Source organism: Kitasatospora sp. NPDC058218 (assembly GCF_042882445.1).
In the GTDB taxonomy this organism is placed as follows: domain Bacteria; phylum Actinomycetota; class Actinomycetes; order Streptomycetales; family Streptomycetaceae; genus Kitasatospora.
Genome location: NZ_JBHVWC010000109.1, coordinates 1 through 22,183 on the forward strand (window position 1 = coordinate 1; position 22,183 = coordinate 22,183).

Genomic DNA, 22,183 nt, shown 5'->3' on the forward strand with positions numbered 1-22,183 from the left:
AGCGCACCGCATTTCCGGCCGATCGTGAAGTCCCAAAACCGGACAACCTGCCTTCAAGTACGACTAGACCCACCGACGCTCGCAGAACACCCTCTTAGAGGAGCTAACACAAAGCCTTCGCGCGGCCATGTCTCCTCGCTCGTTGGCTCGTTGGTTCATCCGTGGCGAAGATGAAGGGTCCGCCGTGGGTGGTGCCGGATGACCTGTGGGCGCGTATCGAGCCGCTGCTGCCGGTCAGGCAGCGGCGGTCGCGCAATCCGGGACGGCTGCCGCTGGACGACCGCGGGTGTCTGCAGGGGATCCTGTTCGTGCTGCACACCGGCATCCAGTGGGAGTGGCTGCCGCAGGAGCTGGGCTTCGGCTCGGGGATGACGTGCTGGCGCCGGTTGCGGGACTGGCACGAGGCCGGGGTGTGGGACCGGCTGCACCGGGTGCTGCTGACCGAGCTGCACCGCGCGGGGAAGCTGGACTGGTCCCGGGCGGTGATCGACGGCTCGCACCACCAGGCCCGTCGGGGCGGCCCAAAACGGGACCGAGCCCGGTCGACCGCGCCCGGCCCGGCTCGAAGCACCACGTCATCACCGACGCTCACGGTACCCCGCTCGCCATCACCCCGACCGGCGGCAACCGGCACGACGTGACCCGGCTGCTGCCACTGCTGGACGCGATCCCACGCATCCGAGGGGTGACTGGTCGGCCGCGCCACCGGCCCGGGCAGCTGTTCGCGGACCGCGGCTACGACTACGACAAGTACCGCCGCCTGCTGTGGAAGCGCGGCATCAAGCCGGTGATCGCTCGCCGGGGTGTGCCACACGGCTCCGGCCTGGGCACCGTTCGGTGGGTGGTCGAACGCACCAACGCCTGGATCCATGGCTTCCGACGCCTGCGAATCCGCTGGGACATCCGCGACGACATCCACGAGGCGTTCCTCAAGCTCGCCTGCTGCGTGATCACCTACAGACGCGTCCGAACATTGTGTTAGCTCCTCTTAGGCGGCAACCCTTTCGGGTGAAACATGTCGCGATCGTGGAATCCGCCCATGAGTACAGGTTCCCGAGCCCGAGGGCCCCGGCGTACGGCCGGCGGCGGCGATCCGGGGCACGGACCCGGGCGGGTGAGGTGACCTTCCTGCCGCCGCGGCGGGTGATCACCCACCAGGGGATGTTTGCCCGCCCGTTCGACGTGCGCGAGAGTCCGCCCATGGATGCACCGATGTCCGCGCCTTTCCCCGGTTCCGAGACCTGGGGGGACCCCATCACCGAGATTCTCGAACTCACCGGCGCCCGTTGCGCCCTGTCGCGCGGACTCACCGCCGCCGGGGCTTGGGCACTGGCTTTCCCCGCACCGCGAAGGCTCAAGATCCAGGCCGTGCTCCAAGGCACCCTCTGGCTGGTGATAGAGGGTGTCGAGCAACCCGTGCGCCTCGAAGCGGGCGAGGTGGCCGTCTTCGCCGGCGACCGCCGGTACACCCTGACGAGCGACCCGGCCGTACCCTCCGTCGACGTGCTGCCCCTGCTCCGGGCGTCGACCCGGCCCTTCGTCCACGCCGGGGACGAAGGCCAGGACACCGTCACCATCGGCGGCCACATCGAACTCGACTCCACCGCCAAGGACCTGCTGCTCGGCGCCCTCCCACCGCTGATGCACGTCAGCGCCGCAACCGCCGAAGCCGCCACCGCCTGCTGGCTCATGGACCAGACGCTGGGCGAGCTGGCATCCGACCGCCCCGGCTCTTCCTTCGCCGCCGACCACCTCGCCCAACTGCTCTTCGTCCAGGTGCTGCGCGCCTTCCTGACCGACGCGGACGCCGACGCCTACCCCACGGGCTGGCTGCGGGCCCTGGCCGACGAGCGCATCGCGCCCGCCCTGCGCCTGATGCACGGCGATCCCGCCCGGCCGTGGACGCTCGCCGAACTGGCCCGCGCGGCGACGATGTCCCGCACCAGCTTCGCCCAGCGCTTCAAGGACGTGGCGGGCGTCCCGCCGCTGGCCTACCTCTGCGGCTGGCGGATGCGCCTGGCCCAGCACACCCTGCGCCGCGCGGACACCCCCGTGTCGGCCATCGCCTTCGACCTCGGCTACGGCTCCGAGAGCGCCTTCAGCACCGCCTTCAAACGCACCACCGGCCAGTCCCCGCGCGCCTACCGGCAGACCGCCCGCCCCATGTGACCCCGGCCGGCCGAGGCCCTCACCACGCGGACCGGCCGTGCAGGTGGGTGCCGCCGGCCAGGGCGCCGGCCCCGGCGTGCCCGGACCTGGTCCGCGCCGGCATCCGAGGACCCCTGCCCTGTTCGCGGGCGTGCCCTCCGCATCCGGACTTTCGCGAGGGTTTGACGGACCGTCAAGGATTCGGCGTCCGCGCCGGCCTGACGAAACTGAGTGCAGAAGATCTGCATCACGCAGTCCGGCCGTGACCGGCCCACCGGTGAGCAGTGCCTCGGCCCCCACCGGCGCCGTGCCGTCGGCCGCCGTCAAGCACCCGAGGACGGTACGGCGCCCGTCCGCGTGCCGTACGACGCGCCGTCCCTCGCCCTGAAACTCGCCGCACTGCGCTGCTACGGCTCCCAGACCCGGATGCTCTGGCCCGACCGCCCCAACTGGCCGGACCTCGTCGCCGCGTTCGGCGCCACAGCCACCGGGGAGGCACCGGGCGAGCTCTTCCACCACCTCCCCGCACCCACGCGGGATGCACTGGCCCAGTCCCAGGGCGGTGCCCAACTCCCGCCCACGCACCGGCGGACCCGGGCCGACCTGTTGGGGCGAACGGTGAACCCGGTTCGGGCCTGAGGCATGGGACCAACCAGGGGGTTAGGGGTGCCCGGCGCCGCCGGGCACCCCTAACCCGGATCCGGCCCGAGTGCGGGTGCACGACCGCGGCAGGGACGCGCCTCGACCGCCCCCGACGGGTGCTGCCCGCCGGGTCAGCAGGACGCCGCTGTCACCCGACCCGGGGCCGGGCCAGGTGTGGGTCAGCCGCTGGCGGGACGTGCGCCGTCCCGGCGTCCTGCGGCGTGGAGGGAGCCGAGGAGTGCGAGGGAGTCGGCGTCGGTGCTACCCGCCTCGGCGGTGCCGACGAGGAGGTACTGGCCGTCGGCGGCCTGCACGTCGAACGCCTGATAGGTGAGGGTGATCCGGCCGACATCGGGGTGGTTGAAGACCTTGGTCTTGCGGCCCAGGCCGCTGACGCTGTGGTCTCGCCACAGAGCGGCGAACTCCGGGCTGTCGGCGAGGAGTTCGCGCACGGTCGCGGCGAGCTCGGGGTCATGGCGGTCGTGTCCGGCGGCCAGGCGCAGCGCTTCGACGGTGTCGCGGGCGACGCTGTGCCAGTCGGCGAAGAGTTCGCGGGCCGCCGGGTCATGGAAGAGGGAGCGCACCATGCGGTGCGGGTCGGCCAGGGGTGAGAGCAGGGCTTTGGCGAGCGCGTTGGAGGCGAGGACGTCCAGGCGGCGGTTGATGACGTAGGCCACGGCGGTGGGGAAGGCGTCCATGAGCTGCAGGAGGGCGGGGTGCACCTGGTCGTGCGGGTGGGCGGGCGCCGACTTGGGCAGCAGGCCGGCCAGGCGGTAGGCGTGCCAGCGGGCGTCGATGCCAAGGCGCAGGGCTCCCGCGATGGCGTCGATCACCTGCCCGGAGGGGTTGGTCTCGCGGCCCTGCTCCAGGCGGGCGTAGTAGTCGGCGCTGACCCCGGCCAGGACGGCGACCTCCTCGCGTCGCAGGCCCGCGACCCGGCGGGAGCCGGAGGTGGGCAGGCCCACGTCGGCGGGCGTCACCTGGGAGCGGCGTGCCCGCAGGAACGCACCCAGCTCGTGGCCACTCATGCTTCGCATCGTACGCCGCTGCCCGAGCTGCCGGCGGTGGTGCACGCCGGGCCCGGTGGCCGGTGCGCCTCCGGCCTCGGGCCGCTGCCCCGTCGCGGCTGTTCCTGGGTGTGGCACTCCTAGGCAGGCCCGGCCTTCCTGGTGGGCTGCGAGGTGCCGATAGTCGATGGTGTGCCGGTCCGCGGCCGTAGGACACCGGGCCGGACGCCCGCCTTGATGCGGTCACACACCACCGATCGTCGTGCCAGGAGAACCGCCATGGACACCAGTGCCGCCACCGACTTCACCATGACCATCGCCGGCCGGGCGGTGGCGGGTGCGACGTCCTACGAGGTCCTCGACCCGGCTGACGAGACGGTCGTGGCCAGGGCGCCGGTCTGCTCGCCCGAGCAGCTCGACCAGGCGGTCGCGGCGGCCCGGACGGCCCTGCCCGGCTGGTCGGCGACGCCGTTGGAAGGGCGGCGCAAGCTCGTCCTGGCGGTCGCCGACGCCGTCGAGGCGCAGCTCGATGCGCTCAAGTGGCTCCTGACGCGGGAGCAGGGCAAGTCGTTGGACGACGCCGCCGCGGAGATCCTCGGGTTCGGGTACTGGCTGCGCGGGACGGCGTCGCTGTCGCTGCCGGAGACGGTGAACGAGGACAGCACGGAGCGGCTCTCGGTGACCCGCCGGGTGCCGCTGGGCGTGGTGGGTGCGATCGTGCCGTGGAACTACCCGCTGGGCAACGCGGGGTTCAAGCTCGCCCCGGCGCTGCTGGCGGGCAACACGGTGGTGTGGAAGCCGTCCCCGTTCACCCCGCTGGTCACGCTGAAGGTCGGCGAGCTGCTGCGCGAGGTCCTGCCGCCCGGTGTGCTGAACGTCGTCTCGGGCGGCGCCGAGCTGGGGCCGTGGATGACCGCGCACCCCGGCATTGACATGATCAGCTACACCGGCTCCACCCGCACCGGCCGCCAGGTGATGGCCGGCGCGGCGCCCACGCTGACCCGGGTGACCCTGGAGCTGGGCGGCAACGATGCGGCCATCGTCCTGCCGGACGTCGACGTGCCCGCCGTCGCGGAGAAGCTGTTCTGGGGTGCCTTCGCCAACAGCGGCCAGGTCTGCCTGGCGATCAAGCGGCTGTACGTCCACCGCGACGTCCACCAGCCGCTCCTGCGGGCGCTGGCCGCCTACGCCGCCACCGTGCGGGTCGGCCGCGGCACCGAGGCGGGCGTGCGGCTCGGCCCGGTGCAGAACCGCCCGCAGTACGAGCGGGTCCTCGACCTCCTCCAGGACTCCCACGCCCAGGGCCACCGCTTCGCCACCGGCGGCCGGGCCGGCGATGGGCCGGGCTACTTCGTGGAGCCGGCGCTCGTGGACGATCCCCCGGAGTCCTCGCGGATCGTCCAGGAAGAGCAGTTCGGGCCGATCCTGCCGGTGCTGTGCTTCGACGACGTCGAGGACGCCGTCGCCCGGGCGAACGCGAGCGAGTACGGCCTCGGCGCCTCCGTCTGGTCGTCGGACCCGGAGGTGGTGCTGGCCGTGGGCCGGCGCCTGCGGGCCGGCACGGTGTGGATCAACGAGGTCCAGCACCTCACCCCGCTCGTCACCTTCGCGGGCCACAAGCAGTCCGGGCTCGGCTCGGAGAGCGGCGCCGAGGGCCTGCTCGAATACACCGCGCCCCGGACCGTCACCCTCCGCCGCCCCGCCCCGCCCGCTGCCTCGGTCTGAGACCCGGGCGTGAACCAACGACGAAGGAGGCCGGCGATGCCGACCGAGCAGCAGGTCAACGACTGGATCCAGGCGTACGTGCGGGCCTGGCGCAGCAACGCGCCCGAGGACATCGCGGCCCTGTTCTCCGCCGGGGCGGAGTACCACGAGTGGCCGTACGAGACCGACTGGATCGGCCGCGAGGAGATCGTGAAGGGCTGGCAGTCCCGGGAGGCGTGGCAGCAGGGCGGCTGGGGCTTCGAATGGTCCATCCTCATGATCAACGGCGACACGGCCGCGATCAAGGGAACCGGCGTCTACAAGGAACTCGGCACCTTCGCCAACCTCTGGACGGTGACCTTCGACGACCAGGGCGGCTGCGCGATGTTCCGGATGTGGAACAACCAGGTCTGACCGCAGCGCGGGGCAACAAGCGGCACGGGCTGCCAGCTGGTGGCCCGTGCTGGGATTCGCAACACACGAGGAGCGAGACGATGGTCGACTACGCGCAGTTCAAGGCCCTGGGCCCCTTCATGGAACTGGTCGAGGATTCACTGGCCGGGCTGACCGACGCTGACAACTACTTCGACCTGTTCGCGGACGACGTCGTCATGGAGTTCCTCTACGCGCCCCCGGGCACACCGCCCGCCCTGCACGGACGTCAGGCGATCATCGACTCGTTCCGCGGGTACGGGCGCATCATCACCCTCGATCGCATGAGCGACTCCGAGGTCTACCCGACCACCACACCGGGCGTGGTGATCCTGGAGTACGCCGGCCACGGCACCGGGGTCGCCACCGGCAGGCCCTACCACCAGCGCTACGTCTCGATCGTGACAATCCGGGAGCGGCGGATCGTCCACTGGCGGGACTACTCCAACCCGCTGGTCGTCATCGACACGATCGGCCACGCGCAGGAGATGACGAAGGCCATGTTCTCCGACTCCTGACGGCCTGACTTCCTCGGCGGGCCCCGGCTGCCGCTTCGCGCCAGGGCCCGCTCCCGCCTCACTCCGGCGGAGCGTAGCGGCCGTCGGCGGCCGTCCACCCGCCGTCGACGGTGAGCACGCTGCCGGTCACGTAGCTCGCGGCGTCCGAGGCCAGGAACACCACCGCACCCGCCATCTCCTCGGGCTGCGCCCAGCGGCCCAGCACCGTCTTGGCCGCGTACGCGTAGTAGCGCACGGCATCGGACTGCGCCCAGGTCGTCATCGGCGACTCGACCACGCCGGGGGCGAGCGCGTTCACCCGCACGCCGAGCGGGCCGAGTTCCGCGGCCGCCGTGTTCAGCAGGGCCACCAGCCCGGCCTTCGTCGCGGAGTAGATGCCCTGGGCCGGTTCCACGGTGACGGCGCGGATCGAGGAGACGCCGATGATCGAGCCACGGCCGCGCTCGGCCATCGGGCGGCCGAAGGCGCGCAGCAGGTCGAACGGCGCGCGCAGGTTGAGGTCGACGATGTGGTCGAACTCCTCGTCGGCGTAGTCGACCAGCCGCCTGCGGATGTTCGTCGCCGGGGTGAAGACAAGCACATCCACGTCGCCCAGCTCAGCGGGCGCGGCCCGCACCGCGGCGCGGTCCAGGACGTCCAGCAGGTACGGTTCGCCCCCGGTCGCGGCAGCGGTGGCGGCAGCGGCGGCCAGGTCGCGGTCGGCACAGACCACCTCCGCGCCGTGGGCGGCGAGGGCACGCGAGCCGGCGGCGCCGATGCCGCTGCCCGCGCCGATCACCACCGCTCGCCGGCCGTCGAGACGGAAGAGATCCGCAGATACGTCCGCGGGCCGGTGTGTGGACTTCGCTGTCATGGCTGTTCCCCTCGTCAAAGGCGTCGAGCACGGTCGACTCGATCATGCGCACCCACCGGGGAGCGGGGAAGGCCGTGTCTTCCCCGGTACACCACACCCAGGAACAGACTGTGAGGGTCCGCGGATGGACGCGCCAGCCTGCGCGGCTCGTTCGTGGCCCGCTCTGACCTAGCATGAGCGCTCTACCTCGTCCGGGTGAACGTGGTTCACAGGGCCGTCGTCTGGCCCACGCCGTGGAGAGGGCACGGCCGCCGACGGCTGGTTGCCCCGGCCGGCGGCTTTGCGCGAGAGTCCACACATGGACGTCCTACCGGCCCCGCCCCCGCGTCCGCCGGGGTGGGGCGATCCGATCGCCGAAACGCTCGAACTGGTCGGCGCCCGCTGCGTGCTGACGCGCGGCTTCACCTTCTCCGGCGCCTGGTCGCTCGCGTTTCCCGCACCCGGACGGCTCAAGATCCACGCGCTCCACGAGGGCACCACCTGGCTGGCGCTGGACGGCACCGCCAAACCCGTCCTCCTGGACGCCGGGGATGTCGTCGTCCTCGCCGGCGACCGGCCCTACGTCCTGGCCAGCGCCCCGGACCTGACGCCGGTGGAGGCCCTGCCCCTGCTGAAGGCGACGACGGAGCCTTTCCACCACACCGGGCCGCCGGGCCCGGCGGAGGCCGTCGCCATCGGCGGCCACATCGAACTGGAGGCCCCCGGCAGGGACCTGCTCCTCGCCGCGCTGCCACCCCTGATGCATGTGCGAGCCGCCACCGCCGAGGCGCCGGCCGCCCGCTGGCTCCTCACCCAGGCCTTCCACGAGATGCGCGAGGATCGCCCGGGCGCCTCGTTCGTCGCCAACCACCTGGCGCAGCTCCTGTTCGTGCAGGTGCTGCGCACCTACCTGGGCGAGGCCCACACCTTCCCGCCCGGCTGGCTGCGCGCCCTGGCGGACGAGCAGATTGCCCCGGCGCTGCGGCTCATGCACGGCGACCCGGCCCGGCCGTGGACGCTGGCCGAACTGGCCTGGGCCACGGCCATGTCACGCACCAGCTTCGCCGACCGGTTCCGGACGCTTGCCGGTGTTCCGCCCCTGACCTACCTCTACAACTGGCGCATACGGCTGGCCCGGCACGACCTGCGCAAGCACGACACCTCGGTCGCCGCCCTCGCCGCCACTCTCGGCTACTCCTCGGAGAGCGCCTTCAGCAACGCCTTCACGCGCGACAGTGGAATGTCACCGTTGCACTACCGCCATGCCGTCCGGTCGGGCGGGGCTCAGCCGGCACCGTTGTAGCGGCCGGAGCGGGCGGCCCAGTCGTATGGCCCTCGCATGACGGTGTGCAGGGCGTCCTCGACATAGCGGCGCAGCATCTCGCGTTCGTTCCGGGCCAGGCCCGCGATCCCGTCCGCCGTGGGTAGTTCGCCCTCCAAGGCCTGGAAGCGGCTGATGCGGGTGTGCAGCATCGCGAGCACGGTCTCGACGGAGGCTGCGCGGCCGCCTGCCCCGTCGCGTTGGAGGATGAGCAGGAGGTTGTGCGGGTCTGCGTTGGCCTCCTCCTTCGCCAGGGAGTAGAGGTCGTTGTGGAGGGAGTCGACCTCGGCCGCGAGGGTTCGCAAGGTGGCCACGGCCGAGGAGTCGAAGACTCCGTCGGGCAGTTCGTAGTGGCCGATCCGCTCGGCGAGGTCGAGGGTCGGCTGGACGCCGATGGTGTCGCGGCGCAGTCGCAGGTGCTCCTCCAGGGTCAGCACCGCGCGGTGGTGCCGGTTGGCGGCCTCCTGGACGTGGCCCTCCAGGTAGGCGCGCCAGTGGGCGGCCGAGCGGGCACACCAGGCCGGGGACATGCCTTCGGTGCTGCGTTGCCACAGGCCGTGGAAGGCACGGACGATCGGCAGGGCGTCGGGGGCGGGCCGCCGGTCAAGGGCGGCGGTGACGGCGTCGACCAGGGCGCGGGCCTGGAGGGGGCTGTCACCGGTCGGGCCGTCGAAGGTGTCGTCGAAGCAGAAGAACCAGCTCATCTGGTCGACGCCCAAGGTGAGGTCCGCGCCCGTCGCCGTCGGGTGGAAACGGGCGGCGAGTTCGGCGTAGTGGGCGCGGGCGTGGCGCTCGGCGTCCTCGTCGGTGGGCAGCAAGCCGAAGGACCGCGGCCACTGGAGGTGTTCGGCGGCCGCGCGGGCGGCGTCGGGGCTGATCCGGGCCGGGAAGGGCAGGTGGAGTTCGGCGTCGCACCGCTTGCCGCTGCTCCGGGTCTGCGCGGGGCGGGGTGTGGCAGACATCCGCAGTGCGCTGGGCACCAGGACGGCCCCGGGGATCTCGCGCGGGGGCTTCGCGGAGAGGGGAACCAACTGCCAGCGGGCGGCGATCGTGGCCACGACGGTGACCATCTCGGTGAGCGCGAAGTGGTCGCCGATGCACTTGCGAGGGCCCGCGCCGAACGGCAGGAACGTCCAGCGGTCGGGCTCGCTGGTGAGCCAGCGGTCCGGGTCGAAGACCATCGGGTCCGGATAGAGGCCGGGATCGCGGTGGAGGGTGAGCGGGCTGAACAGCAGCTCGGTGCCCTCCGGGATCTCCACTCCGCCCAGGACCACGCCGGGGCGGGCGGGCTGGCGCATCAGGATCCACGCCGGACTGCGCAGCCGCAGCGTCTCGCGGACCAGGTTCTGGGTGAAGACCAGATTCGGCAGGTCGTCGAAGGTGACCGGCTGCCCGCCCAGGACCTCGTCCAGTTCGGCGTGGAGCCGTCGCTCGACCTCGGGCCGGGAGCCGACCTCGTGGAAGAGCCAGGTCAGGCTGGTGGAGGCGGTCTCGATACCGGCCGCCATGACCGTCATGACCTCGTCGTGGAGCTGCTCGGGGCTCATCGGCTCGTCCGTGTCGGCGTCCCGTGCCGCCATCAGCATCCCCAGCAGGTCCTCACGCGGCCGGCCGTCGTCGAGGCGCTCGCGGATCAGACGGTCCACGACGGTACGCAGTCGCGTGCCGGACTCCTCGAAGCGCCGGTTGGAGGCGGTGGGCAGGCGGTCCAGCCAGTCGACCGGCGAGACGACGCGGCGCATCAGCTCGTGCACGTAGGTGGGCAGCCAGCGCCGGATCAGGCGGACCTCCTCGTTGCCGAGGGCGCTGCCGAACAGAGCCCGGGCCACGGCCTCGCTGCCGATCGCATACATTTCGGTGCCCACGTCGATCTCGCTGTCCGGGGTCCAGGCCTCGGAGTAGGTGGTGGCACTGAGCCGCATGACGTCGGTGTACGCCTTGAGCTTCTCGCGGTGGAACGCGGGGATCATCAGGCGGCGCTGGCGCCGGTGGAACGTCCCCTCGGAGTTCGGCAGGCCGTTGCCGAGGAAGGGACGGGACTTCTGGAAGTATCGGCCCTTCTCGTAGGAGACCGCGTCGGTGACCAGCATCTCCCGCAGCAGCGCGGGCGAGTTCACGGCGTAGACGCGCAGGGTGCCGAGCCGGATCTCGACCAGGTCACCCAGCGGCCGGATCGACTGCAGCATCCCGATCGGATCGCGCAGAAGGGCTAACGAGTGTCCGACCAGGGGCAGACCGCCGGGAGCGGCCGCGACGGTGCGGGCTTTGGTGCCGAAGGGGGCGGTCGTGGTCACGATTGTCGTCCTCGGAGGGGGGCGTTCGACCGGCGCGAGGGTGCACCGGTGCGGTGATCGAGCAGAAAGCCGCCGGATGGTGGGGACGTGCGGGCGATTTGGCGGCGCCCCGGGGCGCTGGCGCGCCACCCGGCGGTGACGCTGCCTGCGGCCAGGCTAGGTCCGCTCACCGGACGTGGTGAATGCGCGCTCGTCCGGGCTATCTGTGCGAGCGTCCGTACTCGAAGCGAGCAGGCCCCTGCGGTCCCGGGCTCCCTGGCCCGGAGACGGCTCCCGCTCCACCCGGGGCAAGGCCGCAAGGGTGTCGCCCCCCTACACCGTGGAGAAACCATCGTTTTCGTTTAGGGTGTCGAGCATGCCCCGACTGAGTGACGAGACCCGGGAGGAGCGGCGCCGCCACATCCTCACCAGCGCCTGGCGCTGTTTCTCCCGCGACGGATTCCACGCCACGTCGATGGACGACGTGATCACCGCGACCGGTATGTCCTCCAGCGCGGTGTACCGGTACTTCCGCAGCAAGGACGACCTCATCCTGGCCGCCGCGGACGAGTCCCTGGCCCTGGTCCGGAACCTGTTCAGCGGCCTGCTGGAGCAGCGTCCGACCCCGTCGCCGGCCGACGTCGTGGCCGCGATGGTGGCCGAGCTGCGCGACCGCGACCCGGGGCAGGGTGACGACCTGCGGCGCATCGCCATCCAGGCGTGGGGGGAGGCGCTGCGCAGGCCGGAGCTGGCGGAGCGGACCCGCGTGTTCTATCTGGACGTGCGCGGCAGTCTCGCCGAGTTGGCCGGGCGGTGGCGGGAGGAGGGTCGGCTCGGGCCGCAGGCGGATCCGGAAGCGGTGGCGTCGGTGCTGATGTCCCTGATGCCGGGGCTGCTGGTCGGCCGCTACCTGGTGGACCCGGTCTCGGTGGACCGCATGGTCGAGGGCCTGTCGGCCCTCGCCTCGGCGTTCCCCCCGTGGCAGGGCGGCGACGGGCTGTAGCAGCCCTGCGGGATCGTCGACTCGTGGGCGGGGGTGGGACTTTCGGGCCGCCGGGCCGGGATGAGAGCCGGGCCGGTCGCCGGCCCGGCGACCGGCCGGGCCCGCTGTGGGGCCGCCGGGTGGCACTGGCGACTCATCGCAGGTGGCTCCTGGAGGCGCTCACCTCGGCCGGCGGCAGCCACCCCTCCGCCGATCCGGACGAACTCGCCGACGCCTTCCGGGAGTTGCTGAGCGCGAAGGAACGCGCCGAGGTCCTCCGCCCGGGTGTCCTTTCACCGCCTGCGGCGCGGGGAGAGCGGGGCGCGGCGCCGCAGGCGGTGGGCCCCCCGGCGTCAGCGATCGGCGCCCACTGCCACCGGGCCCGGCTGGGCGGGGGCGAGCCAGGGCGAGTCGTACTCGACGTGCTCGGGGCCCAGGCCGTGGGGCGCGTTGGTGTAGAGGCGCAGGCGCAGCCCGTCGGGGTCGGGGACCACGAGGAGCCAGCCCGCCAGGGCGACGACCGGCGGCGAGTGCGGGACGCCGAGCGCGTCGAGATGGGCGGTCCAGCGGTCGAGGGCGGTGCGGTCCTCGACGGCCAGGGTGAGGAACTCGTAGCCGTTCAGGGCGGCGCAGGTCGCCGGATCGAGGCGCAGTTCGATCCGGGTGCCCAGGCCGGGGGCGTCGAGGATGACGGCGAACAGGGTGCCGTCGGGGCGGCGGTGGTCGAGCGCCTCGATGCGGCGGGCGCCGAGGACCGCGGTGTACCAGCGGGCGCTGCGCTCCAGGTCGGTGACGGGCAGTTTGAGGTGGTGGATTCCGGTGTAGGGCGGGGCGGTGGTGGGGTTCATGGTCAGCTCCCGATCGCTGCGGCACCGGCGCCGGTGGCCGCGAGGGCGGGGCGGTCGACGGGGGTGCCGCGCCGCCACAGGTGGGTGATGGCACGCAGGGCGGTGATGTCGTGGGTGGGGTCGCCCTCGACGAGGAGCAGGTCGGCGCGCAGTCCCGGAGCGATGCGGCCCCGGTCGGTGAGGGCAAAGGCGTCGGCGGGCGCGGCGGTGGCGGCGGTCAGTGCCTGGGTGGGGGTGAGTCCGGCGGCCACCAGCAGGGCGAGTTCGCCGTGGTAGCTGATGCCGTGGGTGGTGGGGTGGCCCATCCCGCCGGTGCCGTCGGTGCCGGCCAGCAGGGGGACGCCGAGCCGGAACATGCGCAGGGCGGCGTCGGCGGCGTGGGCCGGGTCCATGCTGATCGGGCCGACGCGCTCCGCGGGGTTCGTGGTGCGGATCCGGTCGAGTTCGTCGAGCCATCGCGGGTCGGCGTAGGGGCGCAGCCGGGGGTCGTCGGCGAGTTCGTACTCGGCCGGGGTGGGGGTCATCCCGGTGAGTGCGGTCAGGGTGGGGACGACGAAGACGCCGTGTGCGGCGGCGGCTTCGATCAGGTCGTCGCTGCTGTGGCCGTCGGCCGGGGCGTGGGCGAGGCCGTCGATGCCGCAGTCGATGGCCTGCCGGGCGGCGGCGCGGGTGAGGGTGTGGGCGACGGTGCGCAGGCCGCGTTCGTGGGCGGCGCGCACCAGGGCGGTGACGGTCTGCGCGGACATCAGCGGCATCGGGTGGCCGATGGCCGTGCCGTCCTCGATGAAGATCTTGAGGTGGTCGGCGCCTTCGGCGACCCGGGCCGCGACGAAGGCGTCGGCGTCCTGCCATCGGGCGATGGTGGGGAAGGGTTCGAGCAGGCCGGACTCGACCAGCTGACCGGGGTGTCCGCCGGGGGCGGTGGCACCGGTGGTGGCGACGCGCAGGTCGGCGAGGTCGTCCCGCCGGTCGGCGGCGGCCCGCAGTCGGCGGGCGGTGGCGGGTGCGCCGCCCATGTCGAGTTCGGTGGTGACCCCGAACAGCAGGGACTGGCGCAGCTGCCCGGTATCGGTGGCGTGGGTGTGGGTGTCGATCAGGCCGGGGAGGAGGGTGCGGCCGGTTCCGTCGACGAGGTGTGCGCCCTCGGGGAGGGGCAGGGCGCCGCCGACGGCGGTGATGAGCGGGCCCTCGATCAGCACGTCGCGGGCGGGGTGGAGGCGGGTGCCGTCGAAGACGGCGGCCCGGCGGATGAGGGTGGGGCGGGAGGCGGGAGCGGACATGTCCGTGACTCCTTCGAACGTGCGGTCTTCAGGCCGCGGGCTCAAGGGGCAGGTGGTCGGCCAGACGGTCGGCCACCTCGCCGGGTGCGGCCGGTACGCCGTGCGCGGCGAGGTAGCCGTCCGGGCGGACCAGCAAAGTGGTTTCTAGTGCGATGATGTGACGGACCATCAGGCGGCCGTTCTCCGAGGGCAGGCGCACAGGGGCGGCGGTCGCGGAGGCGGGGAGGGCAAGGGTCCAGTGCAGGCCGTCCGGCGGGACGAGCCTCGGGCAGACCCGCGTGCCGGGGCGCGGGACGCCGAGGTCGGGCCGGTCGGTGTAGCCGATGTCGAGCTGGGCGAGCTTGGCAGCGATCCAGTCGGTGACCCCCGGGCTGCCCGCGGCTGCAGCCAGCAGGGCGTTGCGCTGCGTGCAGGCCACGGGGTCGGTCAGGGCGGCGGCCTCGGCGAAGCGGGCGGTGAAGGAGACGAGTGCGCGGGCGACGGGATGCCGCTCGTGGTGGTAGCTGTCGAGCAGGGCGTCCGGCGCCATCCCGCTCAGGACGGCGTGCAGCTTCCAGGCCAGGTTCCCGGCGTCCTGGATGCCGGTGTTCATGCCCTGCCCGCCGGCCGGGCTGTGGGTGTGGGCGGCGTCGCCCGCCAGCAGGACGGGCCCGGCGCGAAACGACTCGGCCACCCGTTCCTGCACCCGGTACGTCGAGGCGGCGACCACCTCGGCGACCCGCGCCGCCTCCCGCGCGGGACCGCGCTCGGACAGGAGCCGCTCGACGTCCGCCGCGCACGGGGCGGCCGATCCGGGTGCGGCGGGGGTGACCAGCCGGTGCAGGCCCTGGGCGAGTGGCGAGAGCAGCAGCATGCCCGCCGCGGAGAGGAAGAAGGTGGGGTCCTCGCAGGCCGCGGCCCGGGTACCGGACTTGAGGCGGACGTCGGCGAGCGCGAACAGCTGCTCCCGCGCGGCGCCGGGGAAGGCGATGCCCGCCGCCGTGCGCACCGCGCTGTGCAGACCGTCGCAGCCGACCAGGTAGCGGGCGGACACGGCGCGCACCACCCCGTCCGGGCCGGCGACCGCCGCGCTCACGCCGGGATGGTCGGGGGTGATGCCGAGGAGACGGTGGTGGCGGTGGACGGTACCCCCCAACTCCTCCAGCCGCGCCAGCAGTTGCTCCTCGGTGGTCTGCTGGGAGGCGAGCAGCATGTACGGGTGCGGGGTGTCCAGCTGGTCGTAGCTGGCTCGCAGGAGCGTCCGGTCGCGGTCGTGGAGGCGAAACCCCCGCGCCTTCGTCCCGGCTTGGACGAGCGGGGCGCCGACCCCGATCCGGTCCAGGTACTCCAGGGTGCGCGGCTGGACGGCCGCCGCCCTGCTGCCGGGCCCGATCCCGGCACCCCGGTCGATCAGGACATGGTCCACGCCCAGCTGACACAGGCTCACCGCCAGGGCCAGGCCGGTAGGGCCGGCTCCGACGATCAGCACGGAACTCTGGCCGGGAAGAGGCGGAACAAGCGGTAAGGCGGTCATGACACGCTCCTCGCCGTACAGGACGGCAGCCGCCGGAGGGCGTCCGGCAGCAGCACGCAACCAGCGAAAACGAACGTTTCCGTTTCGCCTCGACGGTAGCAACCTCCACCCCATAGCGCAAACGACCGTTTCCTTTTGAGTCTCGGCCGGGCGGGCCTCGGGGTGCTCCTCGCTTCGGGATCGCGCCCGCACCAGGTTCGACCGGGCGGTCGGAGAAGCCCGGCAGGAAGCCCGCCGTGATGACCGCACGCAGGATCCGGCCGATCTGGCGCCGCCGCTCCAGCACGCGGGGAGGAAGCTTCTCTTGGCGCCACCGCCACCGACCGCCGCATCATGGCCGCCGGCACCGTCAGCGCCGTCGACATCGCCCGCCAGTTCCGCCTGGGCGCCGACGGCGCGCAGGACCCGGCCGTCATCCGGGGCCTGCTCGACGCGGCCGTCGCCGCGCGTACCGCCGACGCCCACGGCGAAGGTGTCCAGAGCTTCCGGCTCTTCCCCGACACCGCCGGGCAGGCCAGCGCCCTGGGCGGCCGGCACGGCTTCGAGGGCTTCGAGTACTACCGCACCGACCGCGCCCGGCACCCGCGCTCGGCGACGTTCCTCACCTGGTCCCGCGTCGACCGCATGACCACCTTCGACGCCTACCGGAAAGTGACGGACGTCGGATGGCGGATCACCTCACCCAGACCCGTAGCGCCCCCTCCCCGCGGTCGTCGGACCAGGAGAGCGCCCCGTAGGGGGCATCGCTGACTTCACGGAACCGTCACGAAGTGCATGGGCCGCACCTACCAGGTGACCGTGCCGGACACGGCCACGGCCACGGCGGTCACCATCACCGACGTCACGGACATCACCCGTCCCGCCCTGCTCGGCACCGCCCTGCCCTGCCCGACGGCACGGGAACCTGGCACGTCAGCACCGTCCGCCATCTCGGCTCCACCCAAGCCCGGGGCCTGCTGCACGCGGCAGCCCTCCTGTACGAAGCCGCCTGCCCGCGACCCCGCTGATCGTTCCATAACGAGTTCGGCCCGCGGCCGGAAAGGTGCGGTCTCCGGCCGGGCGCGTCCAGCCCGCGTCGGCCGGCCGACTGCCTGACGGCTGCGGACGGAATCGGTGGGGCCGCCGTGAGCGGTCGGCGGCCCCACCGCCCCAGGCGGCTGCCGACCGACGACCGGGCCACGCATCGCGGCACCGCGCAAACGTGAGCGCGAGCCGACGGGACATCGCGCGTCCGGTGTTCCAGACCCCGGAGTGAGCCCGTCACCGGCTGGGCACGAGCCTTGTCACTTCGCGCACAGCCGGTTCAGGTCATTGACGTCGATCTTGATGGCGTCGGTGGTGGGGCTGCTCCAGGGGTGGCTGTTGAGGAAGTTCTGCGCGGCGTTGCGCACCCCCTGCCAGGTGGTGGCGTTGGTCGGGGCGCCGGCCTGCCGGAGGTCGTTCTGGGTGTTGCGGACCGCCTGACCGCACGTGGTCGCCCTGGAGGGCGACGGGGCGGCCGCAGCGTCAGTGGCCAAAGCGGTGCCGAGCGCGAGGGCGCGCTCAAGACAACGGGGACGACTGCCTGTCGGATCTTCACGTGCTGGACCTCTCACTGCCGAAGGGGAACCTCTGCGGCCCCCGAAGTGCGCTGGCAGCAACGAGTCTGGGTCAGCGGTCGGCGGCCGATGGCCAGGCGCGACCGTCAGCACCCGAACGAGGTACCCGGCGCCGACAGCCGCTACGCCCTGCACTCCCGTCAGCCTGGCAAGCCCTGCGAACGGACGGGGCGGGGAAGCTCAGCTAGTGTCCTGCGCCGGAACTTTCGGCTATAAGTATGTAGGCTGTTTTCGTGTCGCAGCGAGGCCCGAAGGCCGTAGAGATCGTGCTCTCCGCAAAGGAGCGCGCCGAGTTGTCGCGTTGGTCAGGTGGTGGGGCTGGATCCCGGGCGGCCGAGCGTGCCCGGATCGTCCTGGCCTGTGCGGACGGGGTGTCAAGTGCCCAGGTGGCGGCGGCTGCGGGTGTGAACGTGGCGACAGTGCGCAAGTGGCGCTCGCGGTTCGCCGCCGACCGGCTGTCGGGCCTGGCCGATGAGCCTCGGCCGGGCCGGCGCAAGGCGGATCTGGTGCTTACCGAAGATGAGCGTGTTCAGTTGACGAGGTGGGCGCGGCGGGCCAAGACCGCGCAGTACCTTGCACTGCGCGCGAAGATCGTGCTGGCCTGCGCCGAGGGCGACACGAACATGCAGGTCGCGGCCGAACTCGGAATCGGACCGGGCACGGTCAACCGCTGGCGGGCCCGGTTCATCGCGGGTCGCCTGGACGGTCTGCAGGATGAGCCCCGGCCCGGCCGGCCGCCGTCGGTCCTGCTCGACCAGGTCGAGGATGTCGTCGTCGCGACGCTGGAATCGACCCCGGGCAAGGACACGCACTGGTCGCGGGCCTCCATGGCCGCTCGTACGGGGCTGTCGAAGTCCACGGTCGGGCGGATCTGGAAGAGGTTCGATCTCAAGCCCCACCTGCAGGACGCCTTCAAGCTGTCCACCGATCCGCTGTTCGTGGAGAAGGTCGTCGATGTCGTCGGGCTCTACCACAATCCGCCCGAGCGGGCCGTGGTTCTCTGCGTGGACCGAGAAGTCCCAAATCCAGGCGCTGGACCGGTCCCAGCCGGTCCTGCCGATGATGCCGGGCATGCCCGAACGCCGCACCCACGACTACCTGCGCCACGGCGTCACCAGCCTGTTCGCCGCCTTCAACGCCGACGGCACCGTCATCGGCGAACTCCACCGCCGCCACCGCGCTGTGGAGTTCAAGAGGTTCCTCGTCTCGATAGACAAGGCCGTTCCGCGCGAACTCGACGTCCACCTGGTGTGTGACAACTATGCCACCCACAACACCGCCGAGATCAAGACCTGGCTCGCGAAGCACCCGCGCTTCCACGTCCACTTCACCCCGACCGGCTCCTCCTGGCTCAACCAGGTCGAGCGCTGGTTCGGCCTGCTCACTGACAAACTCATCCGCCGCGGCGTCCACACCTCCATCAAGGCCCTCGAAGACGACATCAAAGCCTGGATCGACACCTGGAACCAGAACCCCAGACCCTTCACCTGGACCAAGAACGCCGATGAGATCCTCAAATCCCTCGCCGACTACCTCACCAAGATCAAGCCAGCCGACACAAAAACAAGCGACTAAATAAACACCGAAAGTTCCGGCGCAGGACACTGTCACGCGGTGATCGTCCATCGTTCGTCGACGGTGAAGCCGTCGGGGTCAGCAGACCTTCCGGTAGGGCACTTCGGGGAGGTAGGTGTCCCAGTCGGCTTTCGGTAGTCCGCCTTCGGCTCGTTCGCAGATGTCGGTGGCCAACTGGTCCGGGGCGACCGCGATCTCGTACGCCGGTACGTGCTCGGTCGCCACGCGCAGGGTGCGGTCGTCGGGGCTGAAGGCCAGGGAGAGGGAGGCACCTCCCGGTATGGGGAGGGCAGGGTCGAATGGTTGGCGGGATGCGAGGTCCCACATCCGCAGTGTTCCGTCGGTGCCCGCGGCGGCCAGGGTGCGGCCGTCGTGGGAGAAGGCGAGTGCGGAGATGGGGTCGAACCCTCTCGCGGTGTTGGGTCGGAAGGCACCAGGCAGTATGCCGAGGTTTCGCTCGGCGGCGCCGTCCCGCAGGGTGACGCGGCCGGCTTCGTCGCCGGTGGCCAGGTACTCGCCGCCCGGGCTGAACGCCACGGTGTGGGCCCTGCTCTGGGTGAGCGTACGGGGGTCTATCCGGCCGCCTGACGGCAGGTCGGCGAGCTGGTTGTGTGAGGTGCCGAGGAGTTGTCCGTCCGGCCGGACGGCGAGTAGTTCCCCGCCGGCTCCGTACACCCCTGTTCTGACCCTCTGGGACAGGTCCCAGAATTCCACGGCCCCGCCCTGATCCATCCGTGACACCAGAAGCGACTGTCCGTCCGGTGTGAAGCCGATCGCGTCGACAGCCGACACGGCGAGCCTCTCACTGGCCACGAGGTCCAGGGTCGTGGTGACGCTGGCGGTGGAAACGTCCCAGGTCGACACCCTGGGGGGTGAATCCCACTGCAAGAGGTCGAAGACGCTGAAGGCGAATACCCCCCCATCGGGACGGAACGCCATGAGGACCGTGCAGGGCAAGGGGATGCGGCGCTGCGAGGTGCAGGATATGTGGGGAAGGTCGACGACGTGTCCTGCATTGCGGAGATCGTGCAGTTGGAAGTGGTACGTGTCCCCGCCCTCGAGCGACGGCAGCGTGGCCAGCGTGCTGCCGTCGGGGCTGAATGCGGCAGCCGCGATCGGCCGGCTCGTCCAGGCTGGGGCGAGGGCGTTGGTGAGGTCGATGGTGCGGACCACGGCTCCGGTCGGGCCCTCCAGGTAGCGGATCCGGTGTGCGGCCGGATCCAGTCTGAACTGGCTGGTGTCGGGGTTGGCGAGCGGATGCCGCAGGATCGGGGCCGATGGTGTGTCGAGGCGCCACAGCAGGACTTCCTTGCCGTCCGCCGTCACCATGAGCGTTCCGTCCGGGCTGAACGTCGTCTCCCTGATGTCGGTGTGCTCGATCTGGGGGAGTTCCGTTCCCGAGGTGATGTCCCAGATCCGGACTCCCTCGCTGTCGACGACTGTCAGCCGGCGGCCGCCCTGCGCGAACCCGACCGCTTGGTTGAGGCACTGCTGCGCGGTGACGTGGGGAGCCCAGGGGGTGGGGACCTGGCGCTGTTCGGGCATGTTCCACACCTGGACCGGCTCGTCCGGAAGGCACAGTGCCACCAGGCGGTCGTCGGGGCTGAGCGCCGCGTCGGGGTAGGGGTAGTACTGCATGCGGTTCTCCACCCGCATCTGCTGCTGCCTGACTTCTGGCACGCGGCGCAGTTCGTCGGGGCCGGCCGGCCTGCGCTCACCGCTCCTGGTGCGTCGTTCGAGCAGTAGGCGACCGTCGAGGATATCCCGGACCTGGACCACGTCGTCCGCTCCCGCGACGGCGTAGAAGAGCAGGGTCCGTCCGCTCGGGCCGAACCGGGCCGCGGTTCCCCTCATACCGGAATCGAACGCGAGGGGTGCCGCCCGTAGTGGCTCGGCCGGGACTATGCGGGAGCGTTCCGCAGGCACATCCCACACGTACACACGGTCGTACTCGAACGCGGCGAGTGTCCGGGTGTCGGCGCTCATGTCCTCCACCGCATCGGCCGCGGACCTCAGACCGGGGAGCGTCGCCATCCGCCGGTGCGTGTCGACGTCCCACTTCACCACCTCGTCGCGGCCGACAGCGACGAAGGTGCGGCCGTCGCCGCTGAGGAAGTGGGTCTGCGGGACGGGTTTGTCGGAGAGCGGATCGGTGAAGACGTCCTGGTCCGGTCGGGCGGCGGCGCCGAGCAGTGCGGACCGTGACTCGGGGAGATCGGCCGTCTTCCACGCGGCGAGGCTCAGCCGCATCGCCGTGAGGGGGTCGGAGGAGCGCATGCTGTCCGCCGCGGCGGCGGCCCGGCGGGCGGCGGCCTCCGTGCGGCGGCGTTCACCGGTCCGGTTCTGCTGCCACGCGATCACCCCGGCCAGCAGGACAAGGACGACCAGGGCGGACAGTGTGGCAATGAGAGTACGCAGCCGTCGAGCTGAACGTGCCGCGCTTCGCTGTTCTCGGCTTCGGGCGGCGAGAGCGGCCGTGACGAACTCGAACTCCAGCGGGGTGAGGTCCCTGCGGTGCCAGGCTCTCGGGAAGGACGTTTCGGTCGCTTCCAGGCGGGTGCCCCGGTAGAGCGCTCCGGGGTCCTGGTCCAGTTCCTCCCAGGCTTTGGCCGCTTCGGTGAGATGCCGGTGCTGGCGCAGCCTGTCGCGGGCGTCCTCGACCCAGGCGTTGAGCCGCGGCCAGGAGCTGATCAGTGCCTCGTGGGCGAGGTGGACGGTGTCGCCGTCCAGGGTGATCAGCCGGGCGCGGGCCAGGACTTCCAGCACCGCCGCTGTATCGGTGCCGCCGTCACCGGTCCCCAGGGACTCCAGCTCGGCGCGGTCGGCGGGACGGCTCGTGTCCTGCACGCCCTCTCCCGCGGTGACCAGCCGCAGCAGGACCCGCCGGGCAACGGCGGCCTGCTCCGGCGTCAGGCGGTCGTAGGCCCGCTCCGCCGTGCGGGCGACGGCACCGCGCACACCGCCGGCGGCCTCGTAGGCGGCCTCTGTCAGTGCCCTGCCCTTGCGGCGGCGCCAGGTCTCCAGCAGGACGTGCGACAGCAGCGGGAGCCCGCCCGGCTCGCCGTCGACCTCCTCGATGATCCTCGAGGTGAGGCTGCGCTCGACGATCAGGCCAGCGCCGGCGGCCGGCTTGACGATCGCCTCCCGCAGCCCGGCCGGTCCCATCGGCCCGACCAGCAGCGTGGCCTTCCGCACGGCAAAGGCCAGGTCGGTGTGCTCCGCGCAGCGGCCGAAGAAGTCCGCCCGTACCGCCAGGACCACCCGTAATCGGCTGTCCGGCGCGCACACCGCCAGGAGCAGATCGATGAAGGCGGCGCGTTCCGCCGGCTCGGTGCACAGCGTGAACGTTTCCTCGAACTGGTCCACCACCAGCACCGTGTCGCCCGTGCCGTTCCCGGGTGTCACCAGCGCGGCCTGGTCGGAGGCGGGCCGCGGGCCCGGAGTGAAGATCCGGATGGCGGCCGGACCCGTGCCCGTCGCGCCCCGGTCCCGGAGTGCCGGGATCAGTCC

Annotated in this window: 17 protein-coding genes and 1 pseudogene; 10 read left to right on the forward strand and 8 right to left on the reverse strand. The window is 72.0% G+C overall.

Translation table 11 applies throughout. The features are described 5' to 3' along the window. Positions 1 to 170 precede the first annotated feature (170 nt). The 3 genes from ACFVYI_RS40710 to ACFVYI_RS40720 all read left to right on the forward strand — a co-directional run bounded on the left by ACFVYI_RS40710 (position 171) and on the right by ACFVYI_RS40720 (position 2,787). A protein-coding gene (locus ACFVYI_RS40710) for an IS5 family transposase (RefSeq protein WP_387894926.1) occupies positions 171 to 982 on the forward strand; the annotation gives its coding sequence in 2 pieces (ribosomal slippage) (positions 171 to 522 and positions 522 to 982; 813 coding nt in all). A gap of 230 nt (positions 983 to 1,212) precedes the next feature. Further along, the gene (locus ACFVYI_RS40715) at positions 1,213 to 2,169 is read left to right on the forward strand and encodes an AraC family transcriptional regulator (RefSeq protein ID WP_387894904.1); all 957 of its coding nucleotides are present in this window, start codon (positions 1,213 to 1,215) and stop codon (positions 2,167 to 2,169) included. A gap of 210 nt (positions 2,170 to 2,379) precedes the next feature. After that, positions 2,380 to 2,787: a hypothetical protein gene (locus ACFVYI_RS40720; RefSeq protein ID WP_387894905.1), complete on the forward strand. Its 408-nt coding sequence runs from the start codon at positions 2,380 to 2,382 to the stop codon at positions 2,785 to 2,787. A 182-nt stretch (positions 2,788 to 2,969) separates the two neighbouring features. On the opposite strand, the gene ACFVYI_RS40725 is transcribed toward ACFVYI_RS40720, so the two are convergent. Further along, positions 2,970 to 3,818: a helix-turn-helix domain-containing protein gene (locus tag ACFVYI_RS40725; protein WP_387894907.1), complete on the reverse strand. Its 849-nt coding sequence runs from the start codon at positions 3,816 to 3,818 to the stop codon at positions 2,970 to 2,972. 258 nt (positions 3,819 to 4,076) lie between these two features. Here ACFVYI_RS40725 and ACFVYI_RS40730 point away from each other — a divergent pair, with 258 nt between their 5' ends. From ACFVYI_RS40730 to ACFVYI_RS40740, 3 genes are all read left to right on the forward strand, one after another. After that, the gene (locus ACFVYI_RS40730; protein ID WP_387894908.1) at positions 4,077 to 5,522 is read left to right on the forward strand and encodes an aldehyde dehydrogenase family protein; all 1,446 of its coding nucleotides are present in this window, start codon (positions 4,077 to 4,079) and stop codon (positions 5,520 to 5,522) included. Between the two features lie 36 nt (positions 5,523 to 5,558). Further along, positions 5,559 to 5,915 (forward strand): nuclear transport factor 2 family protein, encoded by a 357-nt coding sequence (locus tag ACFVYI_RS40735; RefSeq protein ID WP_387894909.1) that lies wholly within the window; start codon positions 5,559 to 5,561, stop codon positions 5,913 to 5,915. Between the two features lie 80 nt (positions 5,916 to 5,995). Continuing rightward, positions 5,996 to 6,451, forward strand: coding sequence for a nuclear transport factor 2 family protein (locus ACFVYI_RS40740; RefSeq protein WP_387894910.1), 456 nt, complete (start codon positions 5,996 to 5,998; stop codon positions 6,449 to 6,451). A 58-nt stretch (positions 6,452 to 6,509) separates the two neighbouring features. Here ACFVYI_RS40740 and ACFVYI_RS40745 read toward each other — a convergent pair whose 3' ends face one another. Then, a complete protein-coding gene (locus ACFVYI_RS40745) occupies positions 6,510 to 7,304 on the reverse strand; it encodes an SDR family NAD(P)-dependent oxidoreductase (RefSeq protein WP_387894912.1) in 795 nt (264 codons plus the stop codon). Between the two features lie 298 nt (positions 7,305 to 7,602). On the opposite strand from ACFVYI_RS40745, the gene ACFVYI_RS40750 reads away from it, so the two are divergent. Beyond that, positions 7,603 to 8,586: an AraC family transcriptional regulator gene (locus ACFVYI_RS40750; protein ID WP_387894913.1), complete on the forward strand. Its 984-nt coding sequence runs from the start codon at positions 7,603 to 7,605 to the stop codon at positions 8,584 to 8,586. On the opposite strand, the gene ACFVYI_RS40755 is transcribed toward ACFVYI_RS40750, so the two are convergent. After that, positions 8,568 to 10,898, reverse strand: a complete 2,331-nt coding sequence (locus ACFVYI_RS40755; RefSeq protein ID WP_387894914.1) for a cytochrome P450 — start codon at positions 10,896 to 10,898, stop codon at positions 8,568 to 8,570. The genes ACFVYI_RS40750 and ACFVYI_RS40755 overlap by 19 nt on opposite strands. A 355-nt stretch (positions 10,899 to 11,253) precedes the next feature. Here ACFVYI_RS40755 and ACFVYI_RS40760 point away from each other — a divergent pair, with 355 nt between their 5' ends. Then, positions 11,254 to 11,880, forward strand: coding sequence for a TetR/AcrR family transcriptional regulator (locus tag ACFVYI_RS40760; RefSeq protein WP_387894916.1), 627 nt, complete (start codon positions 11,254 to 11,256; stop codon positions 11,878 to 11,880). A 332-nt stretch (positions 11,881 to 12,212) separates the two neighbouring features. On the opposite strand, the gene ACFVYI_RS40765 is transcribed toward ACFVYI_RS40760, so the two are convergent. From ACFVYI_RS40765 to ACFVYI_RS40775, 3 genes are read right to left on the reverse strand one after another with little or no spacing between them, the layout of a single operon-like run. Beyond that, positions 12,213 to 12,707: a VOC family protein gene (locus tag ACFVYI_RS40765; protein WP_387894917.1), complete on the reverse strand. Its 495-nt coding sequence runs from the start codon at positions 12,705 to 12,707 to the stop codon at positions 12,213 to 12,215. Positions 12,708 to 12,709: 2 nt separating this feature from the next. Beyond that, positions 12,710 to 13,987 (reverse strand): amidohydrolase family protein, encoded by a 1,278-nt coding sequence (locus tag ACFVYI_RS40770; protein ID WP_387894918.1) that lies wholly within the window; start codon positions 13,985 to 13,987, stop codon positions 12,710 to 12,712. 28 nt (positions 13,988 to 14,015) lie between these two features. Continuing rightward, the gene (locus ACFVYI_RS40775) at positions 14,016 to 15,500 is read right to left on the reverse strand and encodes an FAD-dependent monooxygenase (RefSeq protein ID WP_387894919.1); all 1,485 of its coding nucleotides are present in this window, start codon (positions 15,498 to 15,500) and stop codon (positions 14,016 to 14,018) included. 333 nt (positions 15,501 to 15,833) lie between these two features. Here ACFVYI_RS40775 and ACFVYI_RS40780 point away from each other — a divergent pair, with 333 nt between their 5' ends. Further along, the gene (locus tag ACFVYI_RS40780) at positions 15,834 to 16,250 is read left to right on the forward strand and encodes a hypothetical protein (protein WP_387894920.1); all 417 of its coding nucleotides are present in this window, start codon (positions 15,834 to 15,836) and stop codon (positions 16,248 to 16,250) included. 533 nt (positions 16,251 to 16,783) lie between these two features. Here the strand turns inward: ACFVYI_RS40780 and ACFVYI_RS40785 are convergent. Next, on the reverse strand, positions 16,784 to 17,017 hold the full coding sequence (locus ACFVYI_RS40785) for a hypothetical protein (protein ID WP_387894922.1): 234 nt from the start codon (positions 17,015 to 17,017) through the stop codon (positions 16,784 to 16,786). Positions 17,018 to 17,331: 314 nt separating this feature from the next. Between ACFVYI_RS40785 and ACFVYI_RS40790 the strand changes: the two are divergent. After that, a pseudogene (locus ACFVYI_RS40790) lies at positions 17,332 to 18,673 on the forward strand (IS630 family transposase). Between the two features lie 78 nt (positions 18,674 to 18,751). Here the strand turns inward: ACFVYI_RS40790 and ACFVYI_RS40795 are convergent. Continuing rightward, on the reverse strand, positions 18,752 to 22,183 hold a 3,432-nt coding region (locus ACFVYI_RS40795), incomplete at its 5' end, for a hypothetical protein (RefSeq protein ID WP_387894924.1).

Coding starts and splice junctions, on each gene's coding strand:
- ACFVYI_RS40760 (WP_387894916.1), top strand. CDS start 11,254: ATGCCCCGACTGAGTGACGAGACCCGGGAGGAGCGGCGCCGCCACATC.
- ACFVYI_RS40780 (WP_387894920.1), top strand. CDS start 15,834: ATGGCCGCCGGCACCGTCAGCGCCGTCGACATCGCCCGCCAGTTCCGC.
- ACFVYI_RS40730 (WP_387894908.1), top strand. CDS start 4,077: ATGGACACCAGTGCCGCCACCGACTTCACCATGACCATCGCCGGCCGG.
- ACFVYI_RS40775 (WP_387894919.1), bottom strand. CDS start 15,500: ATGACCGCCTTACCGCTTGTTCCGCCTCTTCCCGGCCAGAGTTCCGTG.
- ACFVYI_RS40745 (WP_387894912.1), bottom strand. CDS start 7,304: ATGACAGCGAAGTCCACACACCGGCCCGCGGACGTATCTGCGGATCTC.
- ACFVYI_RS40740 (WP_387894910.1), top strand. CDS start 5,996: ATGGTCGACTACGCGCAGTTCAAGGCCCTGGGCCCCTTCATGGAACTG.
- ACFVYI_RS40735 (WP_387894909.1), top strand. CDS start 5,559: ATGCCGACCGAGCAGCAGGTCAACGACTGGATCCAGGCGTACGTGCGG.
- ACFVYI_RS40725 (WP_387894907.1), bottom strand. CDS start 3,818: ATGAGTGGCCACGAGCTGGGTGCGTTCCTGCGGGCACGCCGCTCCCAG.
- ACFVYI_RS40765 (WP_387894917.1), bottom strand. CDS start 12,707: ATGAACCCCACCACCGCCCCGCCCTACACCGGAATCCACCACCTCAAA.
- ACFVYI_RS40770 (WP_387894918.1), bottom strand. CDS start 13,987: ATGTCCGCTCCCGCCTCCCGCCCCACCCTCATCCGCCGGGCCGCCGTC.
- ACFVYI_RS40750 (WP_387894913.1), top strand. CDS start 7,603: ATGGACGTCCTACCGGCCCCGCCCCCGCGTCCGCCGGGGTGGGGCGAT.
- ACFVYI_RS40715 (WP_387894904.1), top strand. CDS start 1,213: ATGTCCGCGCCTTTCCCCGGTTCCGAGACCTGGGGGGACCCCATCACC.